Below are 25,290 nucleotides of genomic sequence, written 5' to 3'. Positions count from 1 at the left end.
TGCGGTGTGGAGCCTAGACACCTCCACCACACCGGAGGTCTTCGCCATGATCAAGACCCGGAACCGTCAACAACGCTCGTGGTCAATACACCTAGGCCGTGTCCTCAAAATCCCGCCTGGCCCGCGACGCCCGGCACGCGCATTCGCCGCGTTGTCGAAATTCCCAAGTACGTCCAGTACGAGGGAACCCCTCCGCCTTGCGACTGCACGCACCGGACGCCGCGGGCCCCGCCCTGCGGGCGGACGGCGCCATTTTGACGACACGGCCTAAGGTCGGCGGATGACACGAGGGCGCTCCGCGCGGGACCGGAAGCTGATCACGGCGGTGTACGAGGGCGATCGCGGGGCGGTCGCCCGGCTGCTGGCCGCCGGAGCGTCGCCGGAGGCGGCCGACGAGGACGGGCGGACCGCCCTGTATCTGGCGGCCGTGCTCGACGGCGACGAGGAGAGCGTCCGGCTGCTGCTGGCGGCGGGCGCCGATCCGGAGCGGCGGTCCGCCGACGGGGAGTCGCCGCTGTGCGGGGCCGCCGTCCACGGCCGGACCGGCGTGGTACGGGCCCTGCTGACGGCAGGCGCCCGGCCCGACACCCCCGAGTCGGACGGCTTCACGGCGATGACCTGGGCGGTCCGGGAAGGCCACGCGGAAACCGTCCGCGTCCTGCTGGAACACGGTGCCGACCCCGCCCTCCCCTCCCCGCACGGCGAACTGCCCCTGGTGGCGGCGGCCGTACGCGGCTCGGCGGCCACGGTACGGATCCTGCTGGAGCACGGCGCGCCGGGCCGCGACGGCGCCCTCGCCGAGGCGCGGACCTGGCGGGAGCGGGACGTGGCGGCCGAGCTGCGGACGGTCCTCACCGCCTCCTACGAGGGGCCGCTGGAGACGGTGACCCGGCTGGAGGACGGGGCGGACGGGACGAACGTGGTGGTGGAGGTGGTACGGGACGGGATCCCGCGCGCGGGCGCCTCGCGCGGTACGGGCCACGCGGAGATCGTGGCCCTGCTGGAGGCCGCGCCCCGGTAGCGCCGCCGGGCCCGGGCGCGGTACCGGGGCCGTATCGGAGCCGTACCGAGGCCGTACGCGCCGGAAAATCCGACATTTCTCGTCGCCATTGCCCCGGGCGGGCGGCGGAAGTGCTGTGCTGGTGGTGGGCGGAAGGCCGCCAACGTGGCGACGGGGAGGCACGGCCCGTCACCGAGGAGGCACCCATGGCGATCTATATGCACGCCGAACTGCCCGGGGTGACCACCGAGCAGTACGAGGAGCTGAACGCGGCGCTCGCGGCGCTGCCGGGCAACGCCTTCGAGGGCGTTCTCGCCCATGTGTGCGTCGCCGGCGATACCGGGCTCGACGTCTACGACCTGTGGGAGTCCCGGGAGGCGATGGACGCCTTCATGGCCCGGATGGCGCCCGTCGCCCGGGGTCTGGGCTGGAACGCGCCGCCAGCGCCCGGGACGGTCGCCGAGGTCCACCGCTACTGGATCCCCGGCGACGGCTGAAGATCCACAAGAGGCTTCCTAGCCGATGACGCCACTGGCCCGGGCCGCCGCGGCCCAGCGGGGGAACTCGCCCACCAGCCGGTCGTACAGCTCGGCGTCGGACACCCGGCGGGGGTCGGTGCCCGCGTGGAAGAAGCCGGCGTTGTCCACCAGCCGCTTGGCGGGCACCGGCAGTTCGTCCAGCTTGCGCAGAAAGTCGAACTGTCTGCTGTTCGGGTCGCCGAAGCCGATGAACTGCCAGAACAGCGGCAGCTTGGCCGACTTGCAGAGATACCGTTCGGCGGCGAGCTTGTTGATCGGGCCGCCGTCGGTCTGGAAGACCACCAGCGCCGGGTCGGTGGCGCCGCTGTCGAGGTAGTGGTCGATGACGGCGTCCATCGCCAGGTGATAACTGGTCTTCCCCATATGGCCGAGCCCGGCGGCGATCCGCTCCACCCGGCCGTAGTGGTCGTCCAGCCGGATCTCGGTGACCGCGTCGACGTCGGTGGAGAAGAAGACCGTCGGGACCCGGCCGTCGTCGTCCAGATGGGAGGCGAGCCCGAGCACCCGGTCGGCCAGCGCCTGCACACTGCCGTCCTTGTAGTAGTCCCGCATCGAGCCGGAGTAGTCGATGACGAGATAGACGGCGGCGCGCAGCCCCTCCATCCCGTGCCCCCGCAGGGACGTTCCCGCCGACTTGTAGAGGTTCACCAGGGCCGGGGCCCGCTCCTCGACCTTGCTGAGACTGATGGCCGGTCCCCCGGCGGTACGCCAAACGGCCATGCGGACGGCTCCGTTCCCCGCCCGGCGGACGGCGGGCGCGCGATTCGTATGCCGAGATTACGGCAGGGGTATGACAATCGGGCCCGAATCGGCTGATCACCGTACCGGCGTCCGTACGGCCCCGGACGCGCCGCGGCGCCCACCCGGGTCCGGTCGGGGACGGGGAGAGCGCCGCGTTCAGTTCCGTACGCCGTTGTACGGGACGTCTTGGGTGGGGTCGCGCGTCAGACGGTGAGCGCGCGGTCGGTCGGACGGATCGGGGCGGGCAGCTCGCTCGCGCCCGTCAGGTAGCGGTCGACCCCGCGGGCCGCCGAGCGGCCCTCGGCGATCGCCCAGACGATCAGCGACTGGCCCCGGCCCGCGTCACCGGCGACGAAGACCCCGTCGACATTGGTGGCGAAGTCGGCGTCGCGGACGATGTTGCCGCGCCCGTCCAGCTCCAGGCCGAACTGGTCGACGAGCCCGTTGGACTGGTCGGTGCCGGTGAAGCCCATGGCCAGGGTGACCAGCTGGGCCGGGATCCGGCGCTCGGTCCCGGGCTTGGAGGTGAGCTTGCCGTCGACGAACTCGACCTCCACCAGGTTCAGCGCCTGGACGTTGCCGTCCTCGTCGCCCTCGAAGCTGGTCGTCGAGACCGAGTAGACCCGCTCGCCGCCCTCCTCGTGGGCCGAGGTGACCTTGTACAGCATCGGGAACGTCGGCCAGGGCTGTCCGGCGACCCGCTCCTCGCCCGGCCGGGGCATGATCTCCAGCTGGGTGACGGAGGCCGCGCCCTGCCGGTGGGCGGTGCCGACGCAGTCCGCGCCGGTGTCGCCGCCGCCGATCACCACGACGTGCTTGCCCTCGGCGGTGATCGGGGGCGCTACGAAGTCGCCCTCCTGCACCTTGTTGGCGAGCGGCAGGTAGTCCATCGCGAAGTGGACCCCCTTCAGCTCCCGGCCGGGGACCGGCAGATCGCGGGAGACGGTGGCCCCGGCCGCGATCACCACCGCGTCGTAGCGGCGGCGGAGCTGGGCGGCGTCGACGTCGCGGCCGATCTCCACCTCGGTCCGGAACTTGGTGCCCTCCGCGCGCATCTGCTCGATGCGGCGGTTGATGTGCACCTTCTCCATCTTGAACTCGGGGATGCCGTACCGCAGCAGTCCGCCGATCCGGTCGGCCCGCTCGTAGACGGCGACGGTGTGCCCGGCCCGGGTGAGCTGCTGGGCGGCGGCGAGTCCGGCCGGGCCGGAGCCGATCACCGCGACGGTCTTGCCGGAGAGCCGGTCCGGAGGCTGCGGGGTGACGTCACCGGAGTCCCACGCCTTGTCGATGATGGAGACCTCGACGTTCTTGATGGTGACCGCGGGCTGGTTGATGCCCAGCACACAGGCCGCCTCGCAGGGCGCGGGGCAGAGCCGCCCGGTGAACTCGGGGAAGTTGTTGGTGGCGTGCAGCCGCTCGGACGCGGCGGCCCAGTCGCCCCGGTAGGCGTAGTCGTTCCACTCGGGGATCAGATTGCCGAGCGGGCAGCCGTTGTGGCAGAACGGGATGCCGCAGTCCATGCACCGGCCGGCCTGCTTGCTGATGATCGGCAGCAGGGAGCCGGGGACGTAGACCTCGTTCCAGTCCTTGACGCGCTCGGCGACCGGGCGGGTCCGCGCGACCTCGCGGCCGGTGGTCAGGAAGCCCTTGGGGTCAGCCATTGATCGCCGCCTCCATCATCTTCTCGGTGGTCTCCTGCTCGGAGAGACCGGCCAGCTCAGCGGCGTCCTTGGCGGCGAGCACTGCCTTGTACGTGGTCGGGATGATCTTGCTGAAGCGGGCCGCGCCGGTCTCCCAGTCGGCGAGCAGCTTCCCGGCGACGGTGGAGCCCGTCTCCTCCTGGTGGCGGCGCACCACGTCGTGCAGCCACCGCCGGTCGGTGTCGGTCAGCGGTTCGACGGCCGCCAGGTTCCCGGGGTTGACGTTGTCGCGGTCGAGGTCGACGACGTAGGCGACGCCGCCGGACATTCCGGCCGCGAAGTTGCGCCCGGTCTCGCCGAGGACGACCGCGTGGCCGCCGGTCATGTACTCGCAGCCGTGGTCGCCGACGCCTTCGGAGACGACGGTGGCGCCGGAGTTGCGGACGCAGAACCGCTCACCGGTCCGGCCGCGGAGGAAGATCTCGCCGCCGGTGGCACCGTAGGCGATGGTGTTGCCCGCGATGGTGGAGTACTCGGCGAGATGGTCGGCGGCCCGGTCGGGGCGGACCACGATCCGGCCGCCCGACAGGCCCTTGCCGACGTAGTCGTTGGAGTCGCCTTCGAGCCGGAGGGTGATGCCGCGCGGCACGAACGCGCCGAAGGACTGGCCCGCCGAGCCGGTGAAGGTGATGTCGATGGTGTCGTCGGGGAGTCCGGCGCCGCCGAAGCGGCGGGTGACCTCGTGGCCGAGCATGGTGCCCACGGTCCGGTTGATGTTCCGGATCGGGACCTGGGCCCGGACCGGCTGCGCGGCCTCGGCGGACTCGGCGCCCAGCGCGTCGGCGGCCAGCTTGATCAGCTGGTTGTCGAGCGCCTTGGTCAGTCCGTGGTCCTGCTCGATCAGGGCGTGGCGGACCGCGCCCTCGGGCAGCTCGGGCACATGGAACAGGGGCGCCAGGTCGAGGCCCTCGGCCTTGAAGTGGTTCACCGCGCGGACGGTGTCCAGCAGTTCGGCGTGGCCGACGGCCTCCTGGAGCGTACGGAAGCCCAGCTCGGCGAGGAGTTCGCGGACCTCTTCGGCGATGAACTCGAAGAAGTTGACGACGTACTCGGCCTTGCCGGAGAAACGCTCCCGCAGTACCGGGTTCTGGGTGGCGATGCCGACCGGGCAGGTGTCGAGGTGGCAGACGCGCATCATGACGCAGCCGGAGACCACCAGCGGCGCGGTGGCGAAGCCGAACTCCTCGGCGCCGAGCAGGGCGGCGATCACCACATCGCGGCCGGTCTTGAGCTGGCCGTCGGTCTGGACCACGATCCGGTCCCGGAGCCCGTTGAGGAGCAGGGTCTGCTGGGTCTCGGCGAGACCCAGCTCCCAGGGGCCGCCCGCGTGCTTGAGGCTGGTCAGCGGGGAGGCGCCGGTTCCACCGTCGTGGCCGGAGATCAGGACGACATCGGCATGGGCCTTGGAGACACCGGCGGCGACGGTGCCCACCCCGACCTCGGAGACCAGCTTGACGTGGATCCGGGCCTTGGGGTTGGCGTTCTTCAGATCGTGGATCAGCTGGGCCAGATCCTCGATGGAGTAGATGTCGTGGTGCGGCGGCGGGGAGATCAGTCCGACGCCGGGGGTGGAGTGCCGGGTCTTGGCGACCCACGGGTAGACCTTGTGGCCGGGCAGCTGGCCGCCCTCGCCGGGCTTGGCGCCCTGGGCCATCTTGATCTGGATGTCGTCGGCGTTGACCAGGTATTCGCTGGTGACACCGAAGCGGCCGGAGGCGACCTGCTTGATCGCGGAACGCCGGGCCGGGTCGTAGAGCCGGTCGGGGTCCTCGCCGCCCTCACCGGTGTTGGACTTGCCGCCGAGGATGTTCATGGCGATCGCGAGGGTCTCGTGGGCCTCGCGGGAGATGGAGCCGTACGACATCGCGCCGGTGGAGAAGCGCTTGACGATCTCGGACGCGGGCTCGACCTCGTCCAGCGGGACGGGGGTACGGCCCTCGGCGAAGCCGAACAGGCCGCGGAGCGTCATCAGCCGCTCGGACTGCTCGTTCACCCGGTCCGTGTACTGCTTGAAGATGTCGTACCGGCGGTTGCGGGTGGCGTGCTGGAGCCGGAAGACGGTGTCCGGGTCGAAGAGGTGCGGCTCGCCCTCACGGCGCCACTGGTACTCGCCGCCGATCTCCAGCGCGCGGTGCGCCGGGGCGATCCCGGAGACGGGGTACGCCTTGGCGTGGCGGGCCGCCACCTCGTCGGCGATCACCGCGAGACCGGCGCCGCCGATCTTGGAGGTGGTGCCGTCGAAGTACTCGGCGACGAACGCCTCGTCCAGGCCGATGGCCTCGAAGACCTGGGCGCCCCGGTAGGAGGCGACGGTCGAGATGCCCATCTTGGACATCACCTTCAGCACGCCCTTGCCCAGGGCGTAGATCAGGTTACGGATGGCCCGCTCGGCCTCGATATCGGTGATGAAGGTGTCGGCGCGGACCAGGTCCTCGACGGACTCCATCGCCAGATACGGGTTGACGGCGGCGGCGCCATAGCCGATCAGCAGCGCGACGTGGTGGACCTCGCGGACGTCGCCCGCCTCGACCAGCAGCCCGACCTTGGTGCGCTGCCGGGTCCGGATCAGATGGTGGTGGACGGCCGAGGTGAGCAGCAGCGACGGGATCGGGGCGTGCTCGGCGTCGGAGTGCCGGTCGGAGAGGACGATCAGCCGGGCGCCGTCCTCGATCGCGGTGTCGGCCTCGGCGCAGATCGCCGCCAGCCGGGCGGCGAGGGCGTCACCGCCGCCGCCGACACGGTAGAGACCGGAGAGGGTGGCGGCCTTCATCCCGGGCATGTCGCCGTCGGCGTTGATGTGGATGAGCTTGGCCAGCTCGTCGTTGTCGATCACCGGGAAGGGCAGGGTGACGCTGCGGCACGAGGCGGCCGTCGGGTCCAGCAGATTGCCGCCGGGACCCAGCGACGAGTGCAGGGACGTCACCAGTTCCTCACGGATGGCGTCCAGCGGCGGGTTGGTGACCTGCGCGAAGAGCTGGGTGAAGTAGTCGAAGAGCAGCCGGGGCCGCTCGGACAGCGCGGCGATCGGGGAGTCCGTGCCCATGGAGCCGATCGGCTCCATACCGGTCCTGGCCATCGGGGCGAGCAGGACCCGCAGCTCCTCCTCGGTGTAGCCGAAGGTCTGCTGGCGGCGGGTGACGGACGCGTGGGTGTGCACGATGTGCTCGCGCTCGGGCAGATCGCCCAGCTCGATGGTGCCCGCGGCGAGCCATTCGGCGTACGGCTGCTCGGCGGCGAGGGTCGACTTGATCTCGTCGTCCTCGATGATCCGGCGCTCGGCGGTGTCCACGAGGAACATCCGGCCCGGCTGGAGGCGGCCCTTGCGGACGACCTTGGCGGGGTCGATGTCGAGGACGCCGACCTCGGAGGAGAGGACCACCAGTCCGTCGTCGGTGACCCAGTAGCGGCCGGGGCGCAGCCCGTTGCGGTCGAGGACGGCGCCGACCTGGGTGCCGTCGGTGAAGGTGACGCAGGCGGGGCCGTCCCAGGGCTCCATCATCGTGGAGTGGTAGCGGTAGAAGGCGCGCCGGGCCGGGTCCATGGAGTCATGGTTCTCCCACGCCTCGGGGACCATCATCAGCACGGAGTGCGGCAGGGACCGGCCGCCGAGGTGCAGCAGCTCCAGGACCTCGTCGAAGGAGGCGGAGTCGGAGGCGTCGGGGGTGCAGACCGGGAAGATCCGCTCCAGCCCGCGCTCGCCGAAGACCTCGGTGGCCAGCTGGGACTCCCGGGCCCGCATCCAGTTCCGGTTGCCCTTGACGGTGTTGATCTCACCGTTGTGGGCGACGAAGCGGTACGGGTGGGCCAGCGGCCAGCTGGGGAAGGTGTTGGTGGAGAACCGGGAGTGCACCAGGGCGATCGCGGTGGCGAAGCGCCGGTCGGACAGGTCCGGGAAGAACGGCTCCAGCTGTCCGGTGGTGAGCATGCCCTTGTAGACGACGGTCCGGGCCGAGAGCGACGGGAAGTACACCCCGGCCTCGCGCTCGGACCGCTTGCGCAGCGCGAACGCCTTGCGGTCGAGGACCAGGCCGGTGCTCTCACCGTCGGTGACGAAGATCTGCCGGAAGGCGGGCATGGTGGCGCGGGCGCCGTTGCCGAGCAGATCGGGGGTGACGGGGACCTCGCGCCAGCCGAGGACGGTGAGACCCTCCTCCTCGGCGATCGTCTCGATCCGCGAGACGGCGTCGCCGGTGGGGTCGCCGCCGTCCTCGCCCGCGACGGGCAGGAAGGCGGTACCGACGGCGTAGGCGCCGGCCTCGGGCAGGTCGAAGGAGGTGACCTCGCGCAGGAAGGCGTCCGGCACCTGGACCAGGATTCCGGCGCCGTCCCCGGAGTCGGGCTCCGAACCGGTCGCTCCGCGGTGCTCCAGGTTGCGGAGCACCGTCAGCGCCTGTTCCACCAGCTCATGGCTGGCCACCCCGGTGAGGGTGGCCACGAATCCGACGCCACAGGCGTCGTGCTCGTTACGGGGGTCGTACATCCCCTGAGGGGCGGGGCGACCGTCCATGGGCGACCAGGCGTCGGAACGCATCGGCTCTCCCGTCGTCGTCGTGGCATGTGCTGTGCCGAGGGACGACGTTGGCCCTCTGCGAAATTTCGTGCAGGTTACATGATGGAATGATTCCCGAAAAGTGGATTCCACATTCCAGCATGCGGACAATCCGGGGTTACGAACAGGGTACGGCAGGCTTACGGACACGGTCCTGGGATCCATGCCGGGTTCTGTGCCGGGGCCCGGCCGACCGCAGGGCCCGGAGGCGGAGCGGGCTTCTTTGCCCGCGGCGCCTACGGCTCATGCCCCGTGGCACACACTCCGAAACCGGCGGTCCGGCCGGGGTCTCGCGATGGGGTCGGCACTGTCCCCACCATGCGCGACGCGGGCGCCGTACGCCATGGGAAGCCCCGGGGGACACCCCGGAGCGGAAAGTCCGCCCGAGTGTATCCGCCCGGGTCGGGGGCGCCGACGGGCACCGCCCCGGCCCCCGGGTCGCCCACCCCGGCACGGGCCCGGTGGAGTGACCCGCCCCGTACGTCACGGCGGTGTGTCCGCCCCGTGAACGGAAACCGCCGCGCCGACGCCAGGGGCGCGACCCGGGGTTCCGGGGGGCGCGGGGAACCACCTGCGGGCCCGGAAACAACCGGCCCGGACCCTCCAGGGGCGCGGGGAACTGCGCGAGAACCACCTGCGGCCCGCGAACAAACAGTAGGCCGCGGGGCGCGGCCCGGGGTTGTGGGCCTCAGCCGGAGGGCCAAGGCGCTGGGGGTCCCCCCATCGCCGAAGGCATAGGGGGCGGAACTGCGCGAGAAACCACCGACAGCCCGCGGCCCGCGAACAAACCCGGCTCTCCGAGCGCGGCTCGGGTCTTTGGGGCACCGGCCCCATAAGGCACAGGCGGCGCGCGGCCCGCGAACAAGCCGAGGCCCCCGGCGCGACCCGCCCCCGAAATCGGCGGCGCCGCTCCGCGTCAGACCGCCGCGCCGATCACATGTCCCAGCCCGTACGTCAGCGCCGCCGCGCCGCCGCCCAGGGCGAGCTGTCGCACTCCGCTGAACCACCAGCTACGGGCGGTGACACGTGCCACGAGCGCACCGGCGCCGAAGAGCCCGGCCAGGGCGAGCAGTACGGCGGGCCACAGGGCGCTCGCGCCCAGCAGATACGGCAGCACCGGGAGCAGCGCGCCCAGCGCGAAGGCGCCGAACGACGAGACCGCGGCGACCGTCGGCGACGGAAGGTCGTCGGGGTCGATCCCCAGCTCCTCCCGGGCGTGGATCTCCAGGGCCTGCTCGGGGTCGCGGGAGAGCTGGGCCGCGACTTCCCGGGCCAGTTCGGGCTCGACGCCCCGGGAGACGTAGAGCGCCGCCAGCTCCGCCTGCTCGTCGTCCGGGTGCTTGCGCAACTCGTGCCGCTCGACGGCCAGTTCCGCCAGGACCAGTTCCCGCTGGGAGGCGACCGAGGTGTATTCGCCCGCGGCCATCGAGAACGCGCCCGCGGCGAGTCCGGCGAGCCCGGTGACGACGATGGTCTGCTGGGAGGCCGAGCCGCCCGCGACTCCGGTCATCAGCGCCAGATTGGAGACCAGGCCGTCCATCGCGCCGAAGACGGCGGGGCGCAGCCAGCCGCCGTTGACGTCGCGGTGCGTGTGGTTGTCGCGGTGCGCCTCGTGCAGGCTCGCGACGGATTCGATGACGGCCACTCTGTTTCTCCCCTTGCCTCGCCGTGCCGTGCCCTCGGGGGCTCCCGGTGTCGCGCGGACCCCGGATTCCGGGCGCGACGGCCTGTCGGCCGTACCCCGGGCATGGCCGGGCGGACCCGTCACTCATCGACGGAACCTTCCGCTCCGCCCCCTCGAACACCCTCGAAAATACGCGCGATGTAAGGGTCTCGCCAGCAAGGCAGTCCATACTTACCTGAGTTCCGTAGGGTGACATTCCGGGTAACAGCGGCGTTTCTCATTCTTTATCGGCGTTTCTCGGTCTGTCGGCGGTGTGCGTATGGCACAGATGCAGACGACAGGCTCGCGCGCGCGAAAGGGGCCCGCCCCATGGAGTTGGTTGCATGCAATCCCGCCGATCCGTTCGACGGCGCGCCGCTGTCCTCGGCGGACCCGGCCGCCACCGCTCCCGCCCCCGGCCTGCGCGACCGGGCGTGCGGCGCGCTGCTGGGGCTCGCGGTGGGCGACGCCCTGGGCGCGCCCGCGGAGAACATGCGGCCGTCCGAGATCCGCCGCCGCTGGGGCCGGATCGAGGGCTTCGTGACCCATGACCCGGCGGGGACGGACGACACGGAGTACGCGATCTTCTCCGGGCTGCTGCTGGCCCGGCACGGCTCGGCCCTGACGGTGGCCCATGTCGAGCGGGCGTGGCACCACTGGATCGCCGATCTCGACGAGGGCCCCTTCCGCGGCGCCGGATTCAGCGAGCGGGGCACACTGGAGAATCTCCGCCGGGGGCTGGCCGCCCCGATCTCGGCCCAGCACAGGCACGCGTGGAGCGACGGGCTCGCCATGCGGGCGGCGCCGTTCGGGGTCTTCGCGGCGGGCCGTCCGCTGGAGGCGGCCCGGCTGGTGACCATCGACGGTTCGGTGAGCCATGACGGCGAGGGCATCTTCGGCGGGCAGGCGGTCGCGGCGGGCGTCGCGGCAGCGATGGCGGGCGCGGGCCCGGCGGGGGTGATCGGCGCGGCCCTGTCGGTGATCCCGATGGACTCGTGGACGGCGCGCTCCCTGCGTCGGGGGGTGGTCACCGCGCAACGCTCCTATCCGGACACCCTGACGATGGAGCGGGCGGTCCGCTCCTCGGTGGTGATCGGCGGATATCCGTGGACGGATCTGGCGCCGGAGGCGGTGGGGCTGGCGTTCGGTGCGTTCGCGGCGGCCCGGGGCGACTTCCGTACCTCGGTCCTCACGGCGGTCAACATGGGCCGGGACGCCGATACGACGGCGGCGGTCGCGGGCGCGCTGGCCGGTGCGGTGCGGGGCGCCTCGGCGATCCCCCCGGAGTGGGCGGCGGCGATCGGGCCGGTCCGGGGCAGTTGTCTGCCCTCGATGGCGGGCCATCACATCCTGGACATCGCGGATCTGCTGGTCCCCGACGAGTCGCCGGAGCCGCCCGGGGAACGGCCGCCGGAAACGACCGAGGAGGCCGGTACGGGAACGGCCCGGGACGCGGCGCCCGAAGCGGCCCCGGACGCGAACCCGGATCGGGCACGGGAGGCGGCCCCGGACGGCGCGCTCTCCGGTACGCGGTCGGGGCGCGGCCCCCGGGCGGCGTCATGACGGCCGGTACGCCGCACGATCCGGCGCGGGCGGCCGGTCCGGGACCGGGGCCCGGGAACCCGCCCGTGAACCGCGTACGGCCCGACGACACCGGCGCTCCCCCACCTCCGACCCCGCCCGCAGTGGCAGCCGCAGCCCCAGCCGCAGGAACGGTCCGCCTCCCCGGGGCGGACGCCCTTCGTCCGGATCGCGCCGCGCCGGACAGCTCCCCTCACCCGCCGCCGGGCGCGTCCGAGCCCCGTACCGGTACGGGGACGAACGAGGAGAGCGGCGCCGGCAGCCCCGTACGCCCCCCGGATCCGCCGGACGGGAGCGGCGGCGCGCCCCGGAGACACCGCGCCCCGGCGCTCTCGCCCCGGGCCCGTACCCGCGCCGGTGCCGCCGCCCGGATCCGTACGGCCGCCGGTGAGACGGCCGGGACCGGTGGCGGGGCGCGGTCCGGGCCCGCCGAGCGGGCCGTGGAAGGGCTGCTGCTCGGGCTGGCCGCCGGGGACGCCGCCGGATGGCCCGCCGCCCGGCACCGGGCGGCCCGGATGCCCGAGTGGACCCGGCGGCTGACCCGGGAGCTGGACACCTTCGCCGAGCAGAACGCCACCACGACCCTCCCCGTCCCGATCGCGCTCAACCAGCCGCCGGAGCCGCTCCGCCTGGGCCCGTCCGACGACGCCGAGTGGGCCGCCTTCGCGGCCGAGACCGTACTGACGGCGGCCGGGGAACTCTTCGCGGCGCTGCCGCCGGAGCACCGCCCGCGCGCGGCCGTCGATCTGGCGTGGAACTCCCTCGCCGCCGAGGTCGCCGCCGCGGCGGCCCGCGCGCCCGAGGTCGAGTCGGCGGTACTGCCGCTGCGGGCCCGGATCTCCGTCCGGGCGGGTCTGGGGAATCTGGCGACCGGGCTGCGGCCCCCGGCGACCGGCCACGACAATCCGCACTACTTCGACGACGCGGCCTGCGTACGGGCCGCCGTGCTGGCGGTCGTCCACCCCGGCGATCCGGTCGCCGCCGCCGCCCTCGCCGAGTTCGACGCCCGGTACACCCAGGACGGTGACGGGGTGTACGGCGCCCGGGCGATGGCCGCCGCGGTCGCCGCGGCGCTCGGCGGAGCGGACGTGGACGGCGCGGTGGCCGCCGCCGTCGACCAGCTGCCCGGCTCCACCGAGATCGGCCGCAACGCCCGGCACGCCGTACGGCTGGCCCGGTCCCTGGCGGGCGAGGCCGCCGCGTTCGCCCTCGTACCGCTGCTGGAGCATCAGATCGTCGACCATGTCTACAGCTACGGCATCGCGGCGGCCGAGACCGTCCCGGTGGCGCTGGCGGTGGCGACGGCGGCCCGCGGCCGGGTCGCCGAGGCCGTGCCGACGGCGGCCTGTCTCTCCCGGGTGGCGGACTCCGCGCCCGCCCTCGCCGGGGCCCTGACCGGCGCGCTCGGCGGCGGCGGGGCCGTGCCCGAGTCCTGGCGCGAGGCGTGCCGGACCCTCGCGGGCTGCGCCCTGCCCCGGCTCGCGGGGACGGATCTGGTGGAACTCGCCGAGCGGCTGACACCCGGGGAACCGGCCGCCCCGGGTGGACAATTCCGACATGACGCCAACACCACACACATCGCCCGGACTCGACGACCGGATCGCGGGCGCGCTGACGGGCGCGGCGGTCGGTGACGCGCTGGGCGGCCCCGTCGAGGGGTACACACCCGAGCAGATCGCCGTACGGCACGGCGGCCGGGTCCAGGGGATCGTCGGACCGTGGCACGGTGCCGAATGGCGCACCGCGCGCCCCGTCGCGCCGTACCACAAGGGCGACGGGCACGTCACCGACGACACCCTGATGACCCATGCCCTGATCCGGGTGTACGCCGCCGTACGCGACCATCTCGACGCCTACGCCGTGGCCGAGCATCTGGTGCCCGATCTGCTCGGGACCCCCCGCTGGATCCCCGAACTGGAGGCGGAGGCGCTGCCGCTGCAACGGATCTTCCTCGCCGAGAAGTGGCTGGTGGCCCGGATCCACTACGGCCATGTCGACCCGCGCGAGGCGGGCGGCGGCAATATCGTGAACTGCGGCGCGGCCATGTACATGGCCCCCGTCGGGCTGGTCAACGCGGCCGACCCCGCGGCGGCTTACCGCGAGGCGATCGATGTGGCGGGCGCCCATCAGTCGTCCTACGGACGGGAGGCAGCCGGGGTCTTCGCGGCGGCGGTCGCGGCGGCCTGCGCACCGGACGCCACCCCCGCCTCGGTCGTGGACACGGCGCTGGCGCTGGCCAAGGACGGCACCCGGGCGGCGATCGAGGCGGTCGCCGAAGTCGCCGTCCGCCATACGGACTTCGAACCGGCGCTCGCCCCGCTGCGGACGGCGGTCGCGCCCTTCGACACGGTCGGCGCCGACTACCGGGCGCCCGGCCTCGGTGCCCGCCGCCCCTCCCGGCTGCACGCGATCGAGGAGCTGCCGATCGCCCTCGGCATGCTGCTGATCGGCGGCGGCGACTACCGGCGCACGGTCCTGGGGTCGGTCAACTACGGCCGGGACTGCGACTCCATCGCCACCATGGCGGGCGCGATCGCCGGGGCGCTGCACGGCTCGGCGGCCGTACCGCGCGACTGGGCGAAGACCGTCGCCGACGCCAGCCGGCTCGATCTGGACGCCCCGGCCCGGGACCTCGCCTCGGTCGCCCGGGAGGTCTTCGCCCGGGACACGGCCCGGCGCCGCGCGCACGAGACCGCGTTCGCCCGGCTGACGGAGGAGGCCCGGTGAGCGCCGGTCCGCCCGGCGCCGGGCGGCGGGAGGCAGGCCGATGACCGCGACGGCGCTGCCCGGACAGCTCGGCACCCCGCCCCCTCCGCCGCGCGCCGACAGGTCCGGCGCGCTCCGGCTCACCTGGGTACAGCCCGAGGACCTCGTCGCCCATGAACTCCGCCAGGCCGTCGAGGACGGGCGCGACCCGGCGACCGTCGCGGCGGTGGCCGCGGCCTGGGAGGCGGCGGGCGGTACGGCCGCTCCCCCGCCGGGCGGGGCCTCCGGCTCGCCCGCGGGACCCCGGCCTCGGTCCGTCGCGGGGCGGCTGCTGGACGAACTCGCCGCCCTGACCGGCGACGTCGAGGACCGCGAGCCCACCGATCTGGCCGCCGTCCTGGCCGCCTGCCCCGACTGGCCCGCCTCGCCCGGAGGCCGGACGACCGGCCCGGCACCGGCCGTCGCCGACGAAGCCCTGCGGCCGGGCGGCCCCCGACGCGACCGCGCCCACCCCGCACCCGGGTCGGCTCCGGGGCCGGGCCCGTACGAAGACGCCCTCCACGCGGCCCGAACCGGCCGCCCCGCCCCCGGGCCCGGGTCCGCCGCCGACGCGACGCGCGCCCCCGCACCGGACCACGCCCGCCCCGACGACCCGGCCACCGCCCCCGCGACGGCCTACGAGGACGCCCTGCACGCCGCCTGGCTCGGCCGGGCCGCCGGGTGTCTGCTGGGGAAGCCGGTGGAGAAACTGCCGCTCGCCGGGATCCGGGCGCTGGCCGCCGCCACCGGGAACTGGCCGCTGCGGAGCTGGTTCACCGCCGACGGGCTGCCCCCGGAGCTGGCCCGGGCCCATCCCTGGAACCGGCGCTCCGCGCCCACGTCGCTGGCCGAGAACATCGACGGCATGCCGGAGGACGACGACCTCAACTACCCCCTGCTCAATCTGCTGCTGCTCCGCCGGTACGGCCGCGGCTTCCGCACCCGGGACGTCGCCGCCCTCTGGCTGGACGAACTGCCTGCGGGCCGGACGTTCACCGCCGAACGGATCGCCTACCGCAATCTGCTCTGCGGCATCGAGCCGCCGTACACCGCCCGGTACCGCAATCCGTTCCGGGAGTGGATCGGCGCCGCCATCCGCGCGGACGTCCACGGCTGGACGCACCCCGGCAACCCGGGCGCCGCCGCGGCCCAGGCCCACCGGGACGCGGTCCTCAGCCATACCGGGAACGGTGTCTACGCCGCCATGTTCATCGCGGCGACGATCGCCCGCGCGGCGGGCGGCGTACCGGTCGGCGGCGTACCGGCGGGCCGCGGGAAGCCGGGCGGCGCGGCGCACCACGCGAGCGGCCCGGCCGGGTCCGCGGTCACCGTCCACCAGGCGCTGGCCACCGGACTGACCGTCGTGCCACCGGATTCGCGGCTGGCCCGGGCCGTCCGGCTGGGTATCGCCACGGCCCGCGCGGAAGCCGACTTCGACACCGTCGTGGACCGGCTCCACCGGGAGCTGGGCCACTACCACTGGGTCCACTCCGTCCCCAACGCCGCCCTGCTCGCCGCCGCGCTCACCCATGCCGACGGCGACTTCTCCGGCTCCATCTGCCGGGCCGTCTCCGGCGGCTGGGACACCGACTCCAACGGCGCCACCGCGGGCTCGGTCGCCGGGCTGCTCGCCGGGCACCCCGACCGGCTGCCCGACCGCTGGACCGCGCCCCTGCGCAACCGGCTCGCCAGCTCCGTCACCGGATTCGACGGCATCGGCTTCGACGCCCTCGCCCGGCTCACCCACCAGGAGGCGCTCCGCCCATGACAGCCATCGTGGTACTCGGCAGCAGCAATATGGACCTCGTCACCTATGTCGACCGCGCCCCGCGGCGCGGCGAGACCGTCACCGGCCGCGCGTTCCGCACGGTCCCCGGCGGCAAGGGCGCCAACCAGGCCGTGGCCGCCGCCCGCGCGGGCGGCACCGTGGCGATGATCGGCGCCGTCGGTACCGACCCCTACGGCCCCCGGCTGCGCCACACCCTGGAGGCGTCCGGGGTGGACACCGATCTGCTGCACACGGCGGACGGCCCCTCCGGCACCGCCCATGTCGTCGTGGACGACGAGGGCGGCAACGCGATCGTCGTCGTCCCCGGCGCCAATGGCTCCGTCACGGCGCTCGGCCCCGGCGACGAGGCGCTCATCGCCACCGCCGACACCCTGCTCCTCCAACTCGAACTCCCCCTCTCCGCCGTCGTCGAGGCCGCCGGGACCGCGCGCCGGCACGGCGTACGGACCGTACTCACACCCGCCCCCGCCCGGCCGCTGCCGCCCCCGCTGCTCGCCACCACCGATCTGCTGGTCCCCAATGAGCACGAGGCCACCCTGCTGACCGGGCTCACCGACCCGGACGCCGCCGCCGACGCCCTGCTCGGCCGGGTCCCCCGGGTGGTGATCACGCTGGGTGCCCGGGGCTGTCTCTACGCCGACCGGGACGGCACCCGGCTCACCGTCCCCGCGCCCCGGGTGACCGCCGTGGACACCACCGCCGCCGGTGACGCCTTCACCGGCGCCCTCGCCGTCGCCCTCGGCGAGGGCCGTCCCGTCGAGGCCGCCCTGCGCTGGGCGACCTGCGCGGCGGCGATCTGCGTCGGCCGTGAGGGCGCGTCGGTCTCGATGCCCTACCGCCCCGAGATCGACACCGCCTACGCAACCATCGCGCCCGCGGACAGCTCCCTGGCGACCCTGTCGGCCGGAACCCCGGCCGCGTCCGCCGGGACCCCGTCCGGCCCCGTATCCGAATCCGACCCGGAGATCGGCAGCGCCTCATGACGCCTCCCCCGGCCCCTTCACCCGCCCCGCCGGACTCCACCGGCCTCCCCTCCTCTTCCCGTCCGCCGTCCGCACCCGCACCCGCCCTGCGCGGGCTGCGGGTCCTCGATCTCGCCACCCTCTTCGCCGGTCCGCTGGCCGCCACCCTGCTCGGCGACTTCGGCGCCGAGGTGATCAAGGTCGAGCACCCCCGCCGCCCCGACCCCTCCCGGGGCCACGGCCCCGCCAAGGACGGGGTGGGGCTCTGGTGGAAGGTGCTGGGCCGCAACAAGCGGACCGTCACCCTCGACCTCTCCTCCCCCGACGGCCGGGACACCCTGCTGCGGCTGGCCGCCGACGCCGATGTGGTGATCGAGAACTTCCGCCCCGGCACCCTGGAGCGGTGGGGCCTCGGCTGGGACGAGCTGAGCCGGGCCAACCCCCGGCTGGTCCTCACCCGGGTCACCGGCTTCGGCCAGTTCGGCCCCTACTCCCACCGCCCCGGCTTCGGCACCCTCGCCGAGGCGATGAGCGGGTTCGCCGCCGCCACCGGCGAACCGGACGGCCCGCCGACCCTGCCCCCCTTCGGTCTCGCCGACTCCGTCGCCGCCCTCGCCACCGCCTATGCCGTGATGACGGCGCTCACCGCAAGGACCGCCTCCGGACGCGGCCAGGTCGTCGATATGGCGATCATCGAACCGATGCTCGCCGTCCTCGGACCGGGCCCCCTCTGGTACGACCAGCTCGGCTATGTCCAGCCCCGGTGCGGCAACCGCTCCCGCAACAACGCGCCCCGCAACACCTACCGCACCGCCGACGACAGCTGGGTGGCCGTCTCCACCTCGGCCCAGTCCGTCGCGGAGCGGGTGATGCGGCTGGTCGGCCGCCCCGAGCTGATCGACGAGCCGTGGTTCGCCTCCGGAAACGGCCGCGCCGGGCACGCCGACGAACTGGACGCCGCCGTCGGGGGCTGGATCGCCCGCCGCCCCCGCGCCGAGGTCCTGGCCGCCTTCGAGAAAGCCGAGGCCGCGATCGCCCCCGTCTACGACGTCCGGGACGTGATGGACGACCCCCAGTACCGCGCGCTGGACACCGTCACCGAGGTCGAGGACCCCGAACTGGGCACCATCCGGATGCAGAACGTCCTCTTCCGGCTCTCGGAGACCCCCGGCGCGATCCGCTGGCCCGGCCGCCCCCACGGCGCCGACACCGACGCCGTCCTCACCGAACTGGGTCTCGGCCCCGCCGATATCTCCGCGCTCCGCGCCCGGGGTGCCGTATGACCATCCCCCTCACCTATCTCTACGCCCCCGGCGACCGCCCCGAGGTCGTCGGCAAGGCCATCCGCTCCGGCGCCGATGTGGTGATCGTCGACCTGGAGGACGCCGTCGCCCCCGAGCGGAAGAAATACGCCCTCGCCGCCACCGCCGAACTGCTCACCGAACCCCAGCCGCTGCCCGTCCACGTCCGGATCAACTCCCCCCGCTCGCCCGAAGAGATCGAGACCCTGACCGGCCTGCCCGGTCTGAGCGCTCTCCGTGTTCCCAAGGTGACACACGGCACTGACATTCCCCCCGTCGCCGGGCTCGCCCCCGGCGTCCCCCTCTATCCGCTGCTGGAATCGGCCCTGGCCATCGAGCACGCCTACGCCATCGCCAGCGCCCACCCCGCCGTCCACGGCATCGGGATCGGCGAGGCCGACCTCCGGGCCGACCTCGGCGTACGGGACGGCGGTACGGCCCTGGACTGGCCCCGCTCCCGGATCGTGGTCGCCGCCCGGGCCGCCGGGCTCGCCCCGCCCGTCCAGTCGGTCTTCCCCGACATCCGCGATCTGGACGCCCTCTACGCGTCCTGCACCCACGGCCGGGCCCTCGGCTTCGTGGGCCGGGCAGCCATCCACCCCCGCCAGCTCCCCGTCATCGAACGGGCCTTCCGGCCCGCCCCCGAGGAGATCTCCGCGGCCGTGGCCGTGGTGAAGGCGGCGGCGGCCGACGGGGGCGCCCAGGCCCTGCCCGACGGCCGGTTCGTGGACGCGGCGATCGTCGCGGCGGCCGAACGCACCCTCGCCCTCGCCCGGCGGGTGGCCCCCTGACCGTCCCCGCGGGGCAACGGGCGCACCCGGAGAGGAGGGAGGCCGCCGGGACACCCCCCGCCCCGGCGGCCTCCCTCCCGCGGCCCCGCCCGCCGTTCCCGTACCCAGCCCCCGCGCGGCGCGCGACGCCGCGGCAGCCCCGATACCGGCACGCGAAGCCCGCGCGTCCGGTGAGAGGAGGACCGAATGCGGTCGGTCATTCCCGACTATCTGGCCGAGGCGCTCAAGAGCGCCGCCTCACTGACCTCCGGCGAACTGGCCGACTACATCCCCGAACTCGCGGCAGCGGATCCCGAGCGCCTCGGCGCGGTCTTCGCCACGGTTCAGGGGGCGGTCTACGGCGCCGGTGACATCGATACCGAATTCACCATCCAATCGATCTCCAAGCCGTTCGCGTACGCCCTGGCGCTCTCCGACCGGGGATTCGACGCCGTCCTCGCCAGAGTCGGTGTCGAGCCGTCGGGCGAGGCGTTCAACGAGGTCTCCCTCGAAAGCGGGACGGGACGCCCGCTCAACCCCATGATCAACGCCGGTGCGATCACCACACACTCGCTGGCCGGGCCGGAGGGCCTGACCCCGGCGGCGCGGACCGAACGTGTGATCGACGGCCTCTCGGCCTTCGCGGGCCGTCGGCTGCGGCCGGACGAGGCGGTGTGCGTATCGGAGATGGAGCACGCGCACCGCAACCTCGCCATCGCCCACATGCTCCGCAGCCACGGCATCCTCACCGAGGACCCGCGAACCGTGGTCGACGGCTACACCCGCCAGTGCTCTGTTCTCGTCACCGCGCGCGATCTGGCCATGATGGCCGCGACGCTGGCCAACCGTGGGGTGAATCCCCTCTCGGGTGAGCGGGTGATCCCCGAACCGGTGGTGCGTCAGGTACTGAGCGTCATGTTCACCTGCGGAATGTACGACGCGGCCGGTGACTGGGCGACCCAGGTCGGCATCCCCGCGAAGAGCGGCGTGGCCGGGGGGCTCATCGGCGCGCTCCCCGGCCAGATCGGCATCGCCACGTTCTCGCCACGGCTGGATCCCCACGGGAACAGCGTGCGCGGAGTGTGCCTCTTCGAACGGTTCTCCTCCGACATGGGTCTGCATCTGATGGGAGTCCCGCCCGCCGCACGCGCGGTCGTGCGCGCCAACCATGTCGTGGGAAGCGGTCCGGACGCGGTACGGGTCTTCCAGTTGCAAGGAGGGATCGGCTTCGCGGGCGCCGAGAGAGTCGTTCACGAGGCCGTCGAATCGGAGCCCCCGGAGACCCGGGTGGCCGTGGACCTCACGATGGTCTACGCGATCGACGACGTGGCCCGGCGCATGATCCTGGAGGTCACCCGCAGGCTGACGCTCGACGGCCACGAGGTCTATCTCGTCGACCCGGAATCGATCATGCCGGATCCCGACCCCGGGGACGGGGGCCGGGTCACCGTCGTCGACACCGTGGAACAGGCCCTGCCCTCACCGCACACGGCGGACCCGGGCCGGAGCCGAGCCCGGACATACGGGGCGTAACGCATAGACGGCGAAGACCTCCGATGCGGTGGGTTACCGGAAAGCTCCCACCACACCGGAGGTCTTCGCCGCGCTCGGACCCGGTCGGAAACCTTAGGGCTGCGTTCCGGCCTCCGCCGCCGCGCCCCGGTTACCGGTCCCGGACTTGCCGTCCCCGGCACCGCCCCCGGCACCGTCCTCGTCGTCGGCCGCGCCGTCACCGGAAGCGGCGTCCGTACCGGAGTCGGCCGACCCGTCGCCGTCGGCGGCGGTCCCGTCCCCGGCACCCGGCGCACCCGGCTCGACAATTTCCTCCCGGCCCGGCCGCAGCCGCGCCGAGACCACGATGTAGACCACCGCGAGCACGAAGACGATCAGCGCCGTCCAGACGTTGAGCCGGAGCCCGAGGACCTCGTGCGCCTCGTCGACCCGGAGGTACTCGATCCACGCGCGGCCCGCGCAGTATCCGGCGACGTAGAGCGCGAAGGCCCGGCCGTGGCCCAGCTTGAAGCGCCGGTCGGCCCAGATCACCAGCAGCGCGACGGCGACGCACCAGAGCGACTCGTAGAGGAAGGTCGGGTGGTACGTCCCCGCCACCCGGTTCGGCCCCTCGGAGATCTCCAGGGCCCACGGCAGATCCGTCGGCTTCCCGTACAGCTCCTGGTTGAACCAGTTGCCCCAGCGGCCGATCGCCTGGGCGAAGGCGATCCCGGGCGCCAGGGCGTCGGCCCAGGCGGGCAGCGGGATGCCCCGGCGGCGGCAGCCGATCCAGGCGCCGACGGCGCCGAGGGAGATCGCGCCCCAGATACCGAGCCCGCCCTCCCAGATCTTGAAGGCGTCCACCCAGTTCTTACCGTCGCTGAAATACAGCTGGTAATCGGTGATCACATGGTAGAGGCGGCCGCCGACCAGGCCGAAGGGCACGGCCCAGACGGCGATGTCGGCCACGGTCCCGGCCGTGCCGCCGCGGGCGATCCAGCGCTTGTTGCCGTACCAGACGGCCACGAAGACACCGAGAATGATGCAGAGTGCGTAGCCGCGCAGCGGCAGCGGTCCCAGGTGGATCGCTCCGGAGGACGGGCTCGGAATGTAGGCAAGGTCCATGACGGGTCCGACGCTACCCTGCTTAGCAGTGGAACCGGCAAGCGGCCGGGACAACGTCTGAATAACTCATGGCCCTCCCCGCCGTCCGCGGCCGTACGGGAGACCGCCGGGACGGGCCCGGACGGCCCGCCCGCTCCCGGTGACGGGAGTGTCACCGGGAGCCCCGCGAGATTGACGGAACCGGACTTACGACCCTACTTCCGCCGAACGTGAGGAGTCGGATGAAGCAGGCGGCACCGTTCCCGGCTTCTTGCCCTTGTTCGCCGCCTCGACCCACTTCGTCAGATTCTCCGGGGAGATCTGCTTCCCGCCCTTCTCCGGGAAGATCGACTCCCCGTTGAGCAGGACGGTCGGCGTCCCCCTGAACCCGCCCTCCGCGAACGCCTTGTTCGACTTGGCGACCCACGAGTCGTGCCGGCCGTCCTTGACACAGCTGCGGAACTCGGGCGTGTCGAGCCCCTCGACCTTGCCCCCCAGCTCGATCAGATAGTCGTTGTCGGCGAACTTGTCGTCCGGCTCCGGCGGCTGGTTCTGGTAGAGCACATCGTGGTACGGGGCGAATTTGCCGAGGTCCTGGGCGCAGGCCACCGCGTTGGCGGCGCGGAGCGAGCCGCTGCCGCCCATGTTCCCGTCGATGATGGTGGCGAAGTGGTATTCGACCTTCAGCTGACCGGAGTTCTCCAGGTCGTGGATGGCCTTCCGCATCACGTTCTCGTACTGGGCGCAGACGGGGCAGCGGAAGTCCTCCCAGACGGTGAGCGTCGAGGGCGCGTCGGCGGCGCCCACGGGGATCGCCAGCCGTCCCTTGCCCTCGGCGCCCGCGGGCGCCAGCAGCGGGCCCGCGGTGGAGCTGCCGTCGCTGCCGCCGCCCCCCTTGTCCGCGTTGGCCGCGATCACCCCGACCACGGCCGCCAGGCCGAGGACGCCGACCACGGCCGAGGAGACGATCAGGGTCCGCCGCCGCCGTTCGCGGGCCCGTTCCAGCGCGTGTTCCCGCTCGATCCGCTCGCGCGCGGACCGCTGCCGCCCGCCACCCGCCGTGTTCCTGGCGCTCTTGTCGTTCTTCTCGTTCACACCCGGCAAACGAACCGGGGAGGCGCACCCGCGCCTCCCCGGTCCAGATCCACCCGTACGAGCTATCCGTACGAAACCCGGGCCCGGCGTACGGAAGCCGGGCGCGGGCTCAGGTCCGGGCCGCCCGCGCGCCCGCGCGCGCCCCGGCGGCCAGTTCGGCGGCCAGCTCGCGGACGGCCGTGAGTCCGGCCTCGGTGTCGGGGGCGTCGAGGAGCCGCTTGACGAAGGCGGAGCCCACGATCACCCCGTCCGCGAAGGCGGCGACCTGCTCGGCGTGGGCGGCGGTGGAGACCCCGATGCCGACGCAGACGGGCAGCTCGGTCTTGGCGCGGACGCGCCGTACCAGATCCTCCGCCTGCGCCCCGACGGACTCGCGGGTTCCGGTGACGCCCATCAGGGACGCGGCGTAGACGAAGCCGGATCCGGCCTCGGTGATGGTCGCGATCCGGTCGTCCCGGCTGCTGGGGGCGAGGACGAAGACCGTGGCGAGGCCGTGCTTGGCGGCGTGCTCCCGCCAGAGCGCCGACTCCTCGACGGGCAGGTCGGGCAGGATGCAGCCCGCGCCGCCCGCCGCCGCGAGTTCGGCGGTGAACCGCTCGACGCCGTAGCGGTCGACCGGGTTCCAGTACGTCATCACCAGGACGGGCTTGCCGGTGGCGGCGTGGGTCTCGCGGACCGTGCGCAGGACGTCGGCGATCCGTACGCCGCCGCGCAGGGCGATGTCGTCGGCGGTCTGGATCACCGGCCCGTCCAGGACCGGGTCGCTGTGCGGCAGCCCGATCTCGACGATGTCCGCGCCGCCTTCGAGCGCCGCCGTGGCGGCGGCGATCCCGCCGTCGACGGTGGGGAATCCGGCCGGGAGATAGGCGACCAGCGCGGCCCGGCCCTCGGCCTTCGCCGCGGCCAGCGTCTCGTCCAGCAGGGTCACGTTCCCGGTCACTTCGCGTCCTCCCCGTCGTACAGCCCGAAGTAGCGGGCGGCGGTGTCCATGTCCTTGTCGCCGCGGCCGGAGAGATTGACCACGATCAGCCCCTCCGGACCGAGTTCGCGGCCGACGTCCAGCGCCCCGGCGAGGGCGTGCGAGGACTCTATGGCCGGAATGATGCCCTCGGTACGCGAGAGCAGCCGCAGCGCGTCCATGGCCTCGGCGTCGGTGACCGGGCGGTACTCGCCCCGGCCGCTGTCCTTGAGATAGGCGTGCTCGGGGCCGATGCCGGGGTAGTCGAGCCCGGCGGAGATCGAGTACGGCTCGGTGATCTGGCCCTCGTCGTCCTGGAGGACATAGGAACGGGAGCCGTGGAGTATCCCCGGCTCGCCGACGGTGAGGGTGGCGGCGTGCTCCCCGCTGTCGACGCCGTGGCCCGCGGCCTCGCAGCCGATCAGCCGTACCCCGGTGTCCGGGATGAAGGCGTGGAAGAGGCCGATGGCGTTGGATCCGCCGCCGACGCAGGCGACGGCGGCGTCGGGCAGCCGTCCGGCGCGCTCCAGGATCTGGCGGCGGGCCTCGACGCCGATCACCCGGTGGAAGTCGCGGACCATGGCCGGGAAGGGGTGGGGCCCGGCGACCGTGCCGAAGAGGTAGTGGGTGTTGTCGACATTGGCGACCCAGTCGCGGAACGCCTCGTTGATGGCGTCCTTCAGGGTGCGACTGCCGGAGGCGACGGGGACGACCTCGGCGCCGAGCATCCGCATCCGGGCGACGTTCAGCGCCTGCCGCCGGGTGTCGATCTCGCCCATGTAGATGGTGCATTCCAGGCCGAACAGGGCGCAGGCGGTGGCGGTGGCCACCCCGTGCTGTCCGGCGCCGGTCTCGGCGATGACCCTGGTCTTGCCCATCCGGCGGGTGAGCAGGGCCTGCCCCAGCACGTTGTTGATCTTGTGCGAGCCGGTGTGGTTGAGGTCTTCCCGCTTGAGGAAGATCCGGGCGCCTCCGGCGTGCTCGGCGAACCGGGACACCTCGGTCAGGGCGCTGGGCCGGCCCGTGTAGTTGACCAGCAGGTCGGTCAGCTCGGCCGTGAAGGCGGGGTCGGCCTTGGCCTTGTCGTACTCGACGGCGACCTCGTCGACGGCGGCGACGAGGGCCTCGGGAATGAACTTGCCGCCGAAGGCGCCGAAGTAGCCCGCGGCGTTCGGGACCTGCCCCTCCGGGTCGGGGACGAAGAAGTCAAAGGATTCTGCGGAAGCGGAAGAGGTCATCCGGCGTACTCCTCGGGGGCCCGCGGCCCCCAGCCTGGTGTGCGGATCTGATCGTCGTTCG

General features: G+C 73.3%; 18 protein-coding genes. 10 read left to right on the top strand and 8 right to left on the bottom strand.

Annotated features, from left to right (window positions below; all coding sequences use genetic code 11):
- Window positions 1-280 precede the first annotated feature (280 nt).
- Together AB0G74_RS29340 and AB0G74_RS29335 are read left to right on the top strand one after the other, a co-directional pair.
- Window positions 281-1,021, top strand: coding sequence for an ankyrin repeat domain-containing protein (locus AB0G74_RS29340; protein ID WP_361152208.1), 741 nt, complete (start codon window positions 281-283; stop codon window positions 1,019-1,021).
- Between the two features lie 185 nt (window positions 1,022-1,206).
- Entirely contained in the window at window positions 1,207-1,497 is a 291-nt protein-coding gene (locus tag AB0G74_RS29335; RefSeq protein WP_361152205.1) for a hypothetical protein, read from the top strand.
- Window positions 1,498-1,515: 18 nt separating this feature from the next.
- On the opposite strand, the gene AB0G74_RS29330 is transcribed toward AB0G74_RS29335, so the two are convergent.
- The 4 genes from AB0G74_RS29330 to AB0G74_RS29315 all read right to left on the bottom strand — a co-directional run bounded on the left by AB0G74_RS29330 (window position 1,516) and on the right by AB0G74_RS29315 (window position 10,177).
- Entirely contained in the window at window positions 1,516-2,259 is a 744-nt protein-coding gene (locus AB0G74_RS29330) for a VWA domain-containing protein (protein WP_361152202.1), read from the bottom strand.
- A gap of 224 nt (window positions 2,260-2,483) precedes the next feature.
- A complete protein-coding gene (locus AB0G74_RS29325) occupies window positions 2,484-3,944 on the bottom strand; it encodes a glutamate synthase subunit beta (RefSeq protein WP_361152199.1) in 1,461 nt (486 codons plus the stop codon).
- The gene (gene gltB, locus AB0G74_RS29320) at window positions 3,937-8,514 is read right to left on the bottom strand and encodes a glutamate synthase large subunit (RefSeq protein WP_361152196.1); all 4,578 of its coding nucleotides are present in this window, start codon (window positions 8,512-8,514) and stop codon (window positions 3,937-3,939) included. The genes AB0G74_RS29325 and gltB overlap by 8 nt, the downstream gene beginning before the upstream one ends.
- Before the next feature lie 934 nt (window positions 8,515-9,448).
- The gene (locus tag AB0G74_RS29315) at window positions 9,449-10,177 is read right to left on the bottom strand and encodes a VIT1/CCC1 transporter family protein (RefSeq protein ID WP_361152193.1); all 729 of its coding nucleotides are present in this window, start codon (window positions 10,175-10,177) and stop codon (window positions 9,449-9,451) included.
- Between the two features lie 348 nt (window positions 10,178-10,525).
- Between AB0G74_RS29315 and AB0G74_RS29310 the strand changes: the two genes are divergently transcribed.
- The 8 genes from AB0G74_RS29310 (at window position 10,526) to AB0G74_RS29275 (ending at window position 20,876) form a co-directional block, all read left to right on the top strand.
- On the top strand, window positions 10,526-11,758 hold the full coding sequence (locus tag AB0G74_RS29310; protein ID WP_361152190.1) for an ADP-ribosylglycohydrolase family protein: 1,233 nt from the start codon (window positions 10,526-10,528) through the stop codon (window positions 11,756-11,758).
- Between the two features lie 389 nt (window positions 11,759-12,147).
- Window positions 12,148-13,410 (top strand): ADP-ribosylglycohydrolase family protein, encoded by a 1,263-nt coding sequence (locus tag AB0G74_RS29305; protein ID WP_361152220.1) that lies wholly within the window; start codon window positions 12,148-12,150, stop codon window positions 13,408-13,410.
- The gene (locus AB0G74_RS29300; RefSeq protein WP_361152187.1) at window positions 13,334-14,503 is read left to right on the top strand and encodes an ADP-ribosylglycohydrolase family protein; all 1,170 of its coding nucleotides are present in this window, start codon (window positions 13,334-13,336) and stop codon (window positions 14,501-14,503) included. The genes AB0G74_RS29305 and AB0G74_RS29300 overlap by 77 nt, the downstream gene beginning before the upstream one ends.
- A gap of 40 nt (window positions 14,504-14,543) precedes the next feature.
- Window positions 14,544-16,289, top strand: a complete 1,746-nt coding sequence (locus AB0G74_RS29295; RefSeq protein ID WP_361152184.1) for an ADP-ribosylglycohydrolase family protein — start codon at window positions 14,544-14,546, stop codon at window positions 16,287-16,289.
- A complete protein-coding gene (gene rbsK / locus AB0G74_RS29290) occupies window positions 16,286-17,293 on the top strand; it encodes a ribokinase (protein ID WP_361152181.1) in 1,008 nt (335 codons plus the stop codon). Before AB0G74_RS29295 ends, rbsK begins: the two co-directional genes overlap by 4 nt.
- Entirely contained in the window at window positions 17,290-18,555 is a 1,266-nt protein-coding gene (locus AB0G74_RS29285; protein ID WP_361152178.1) for a CoA transferase, read from the top strand. Before rbsK ends, AB0G74_RS29285 begins: the two co-directional genes overlap by 4 nt.
- Complete coding sequence (locus AB0G74_RS29280) at window positions 18,552-19,364, top strand: CoA ester lyase (protein ID WP_361152175.1); 813 nt, start codon at window positions 18,552-18,554, stop codon at window positions 19,362-19,364. Before AB0G74_RS29285 ends, AB0G74_RS29280 begins: the two co-directional genes overlap by 4 nt.
- A 186-nt stretch (window positions 19,365-19,550) precedes the next feature.
- The gene (locus tag AB0G74_RS29275) at window positions 19,551-20,876 is read left to right on the top strand and encodes a glutaminase (RefSeq protein WP_361152172.1); all 1,326 of its coding nucleotides are present in this window, start codon (window positions 19,551-19,553) and stop codon (window positions 20,874-20,876) included.
- A gap of 93 nt (window positions 20,877-20,969) precedes the next feature.
- Here the strand turns inward: AB0G74_RS29275 and lgt are convergent, their stop codons facing one another.
- The 4 genes from lgt to trpB all read right to left on the bottom strand — a co-directional run bounded on the left by lgt (window position 20,970) and on the right by trpB (window position 25,229).
- Window positions 20,970-21,959 (bottom strand): prolipoprotein diacylglyceryl transferase, encoded by a 990-nt coding sequence (gene lgt / locus AB0G74_RS29270; protein ID WP_361152169.1) that lies wholly within the window; start codon window positions 21,957-21,959, stop codon window positions 20,970-20,972.
- Window positions 21,960-22,145: 186 nt separating this feature from the next.
- Entirely contained in the window at window positions 22,146-23,033 is an 888-nt protein-coding gene (locus AB0G74_RS29265) for a thioredoxin domain-containing protein (protein WP_361152166.1), read from the bottom strand.
- 109 nt (window positions 23,034-23,142) lie between these two features.
- Window positions 23,143-23,973 (bottom strand): tryptophan synthase subunit alpha, encoded by an 831-nt coding sequence (gene trpA / locus AB0G74_RS29260; protein ID WP_361152163.1) that lies wholly within the window; start codon window positions 23,971-23,973, stop codon window positions 23,143-23,145.
- Window positions 23,970-25,229: a tryptophan synthase subunit beta gene (gene trpB, locus AB0G74_RS29255; protein WP_361152159.1), complete on the bottom strand. Its 1,260-nt coding sequence runs from the start codon at window positions 25,227-25,229 to the stop codon at window positions 23,970-23,972. The genes trpA and trpB overlap by 4 nt, the downstream gene beginning before the upstream one ends.
- Window positions 25,230-25,290 lie beyond the last annotated feature (61 nt).

This window comes from Streptomyces sp. NPDC020875 (genome assembly GCF_040641415.1).
Taxonomy (GTDB): domain Bacteria; phylum Actinomycetota; class Actinomycetes; order Streptomycetales; family Streptomycetaceae; genus Streptomyces.
This window is presented reverse-complemented; position numbering and strand designations above follow the sequence as displayed.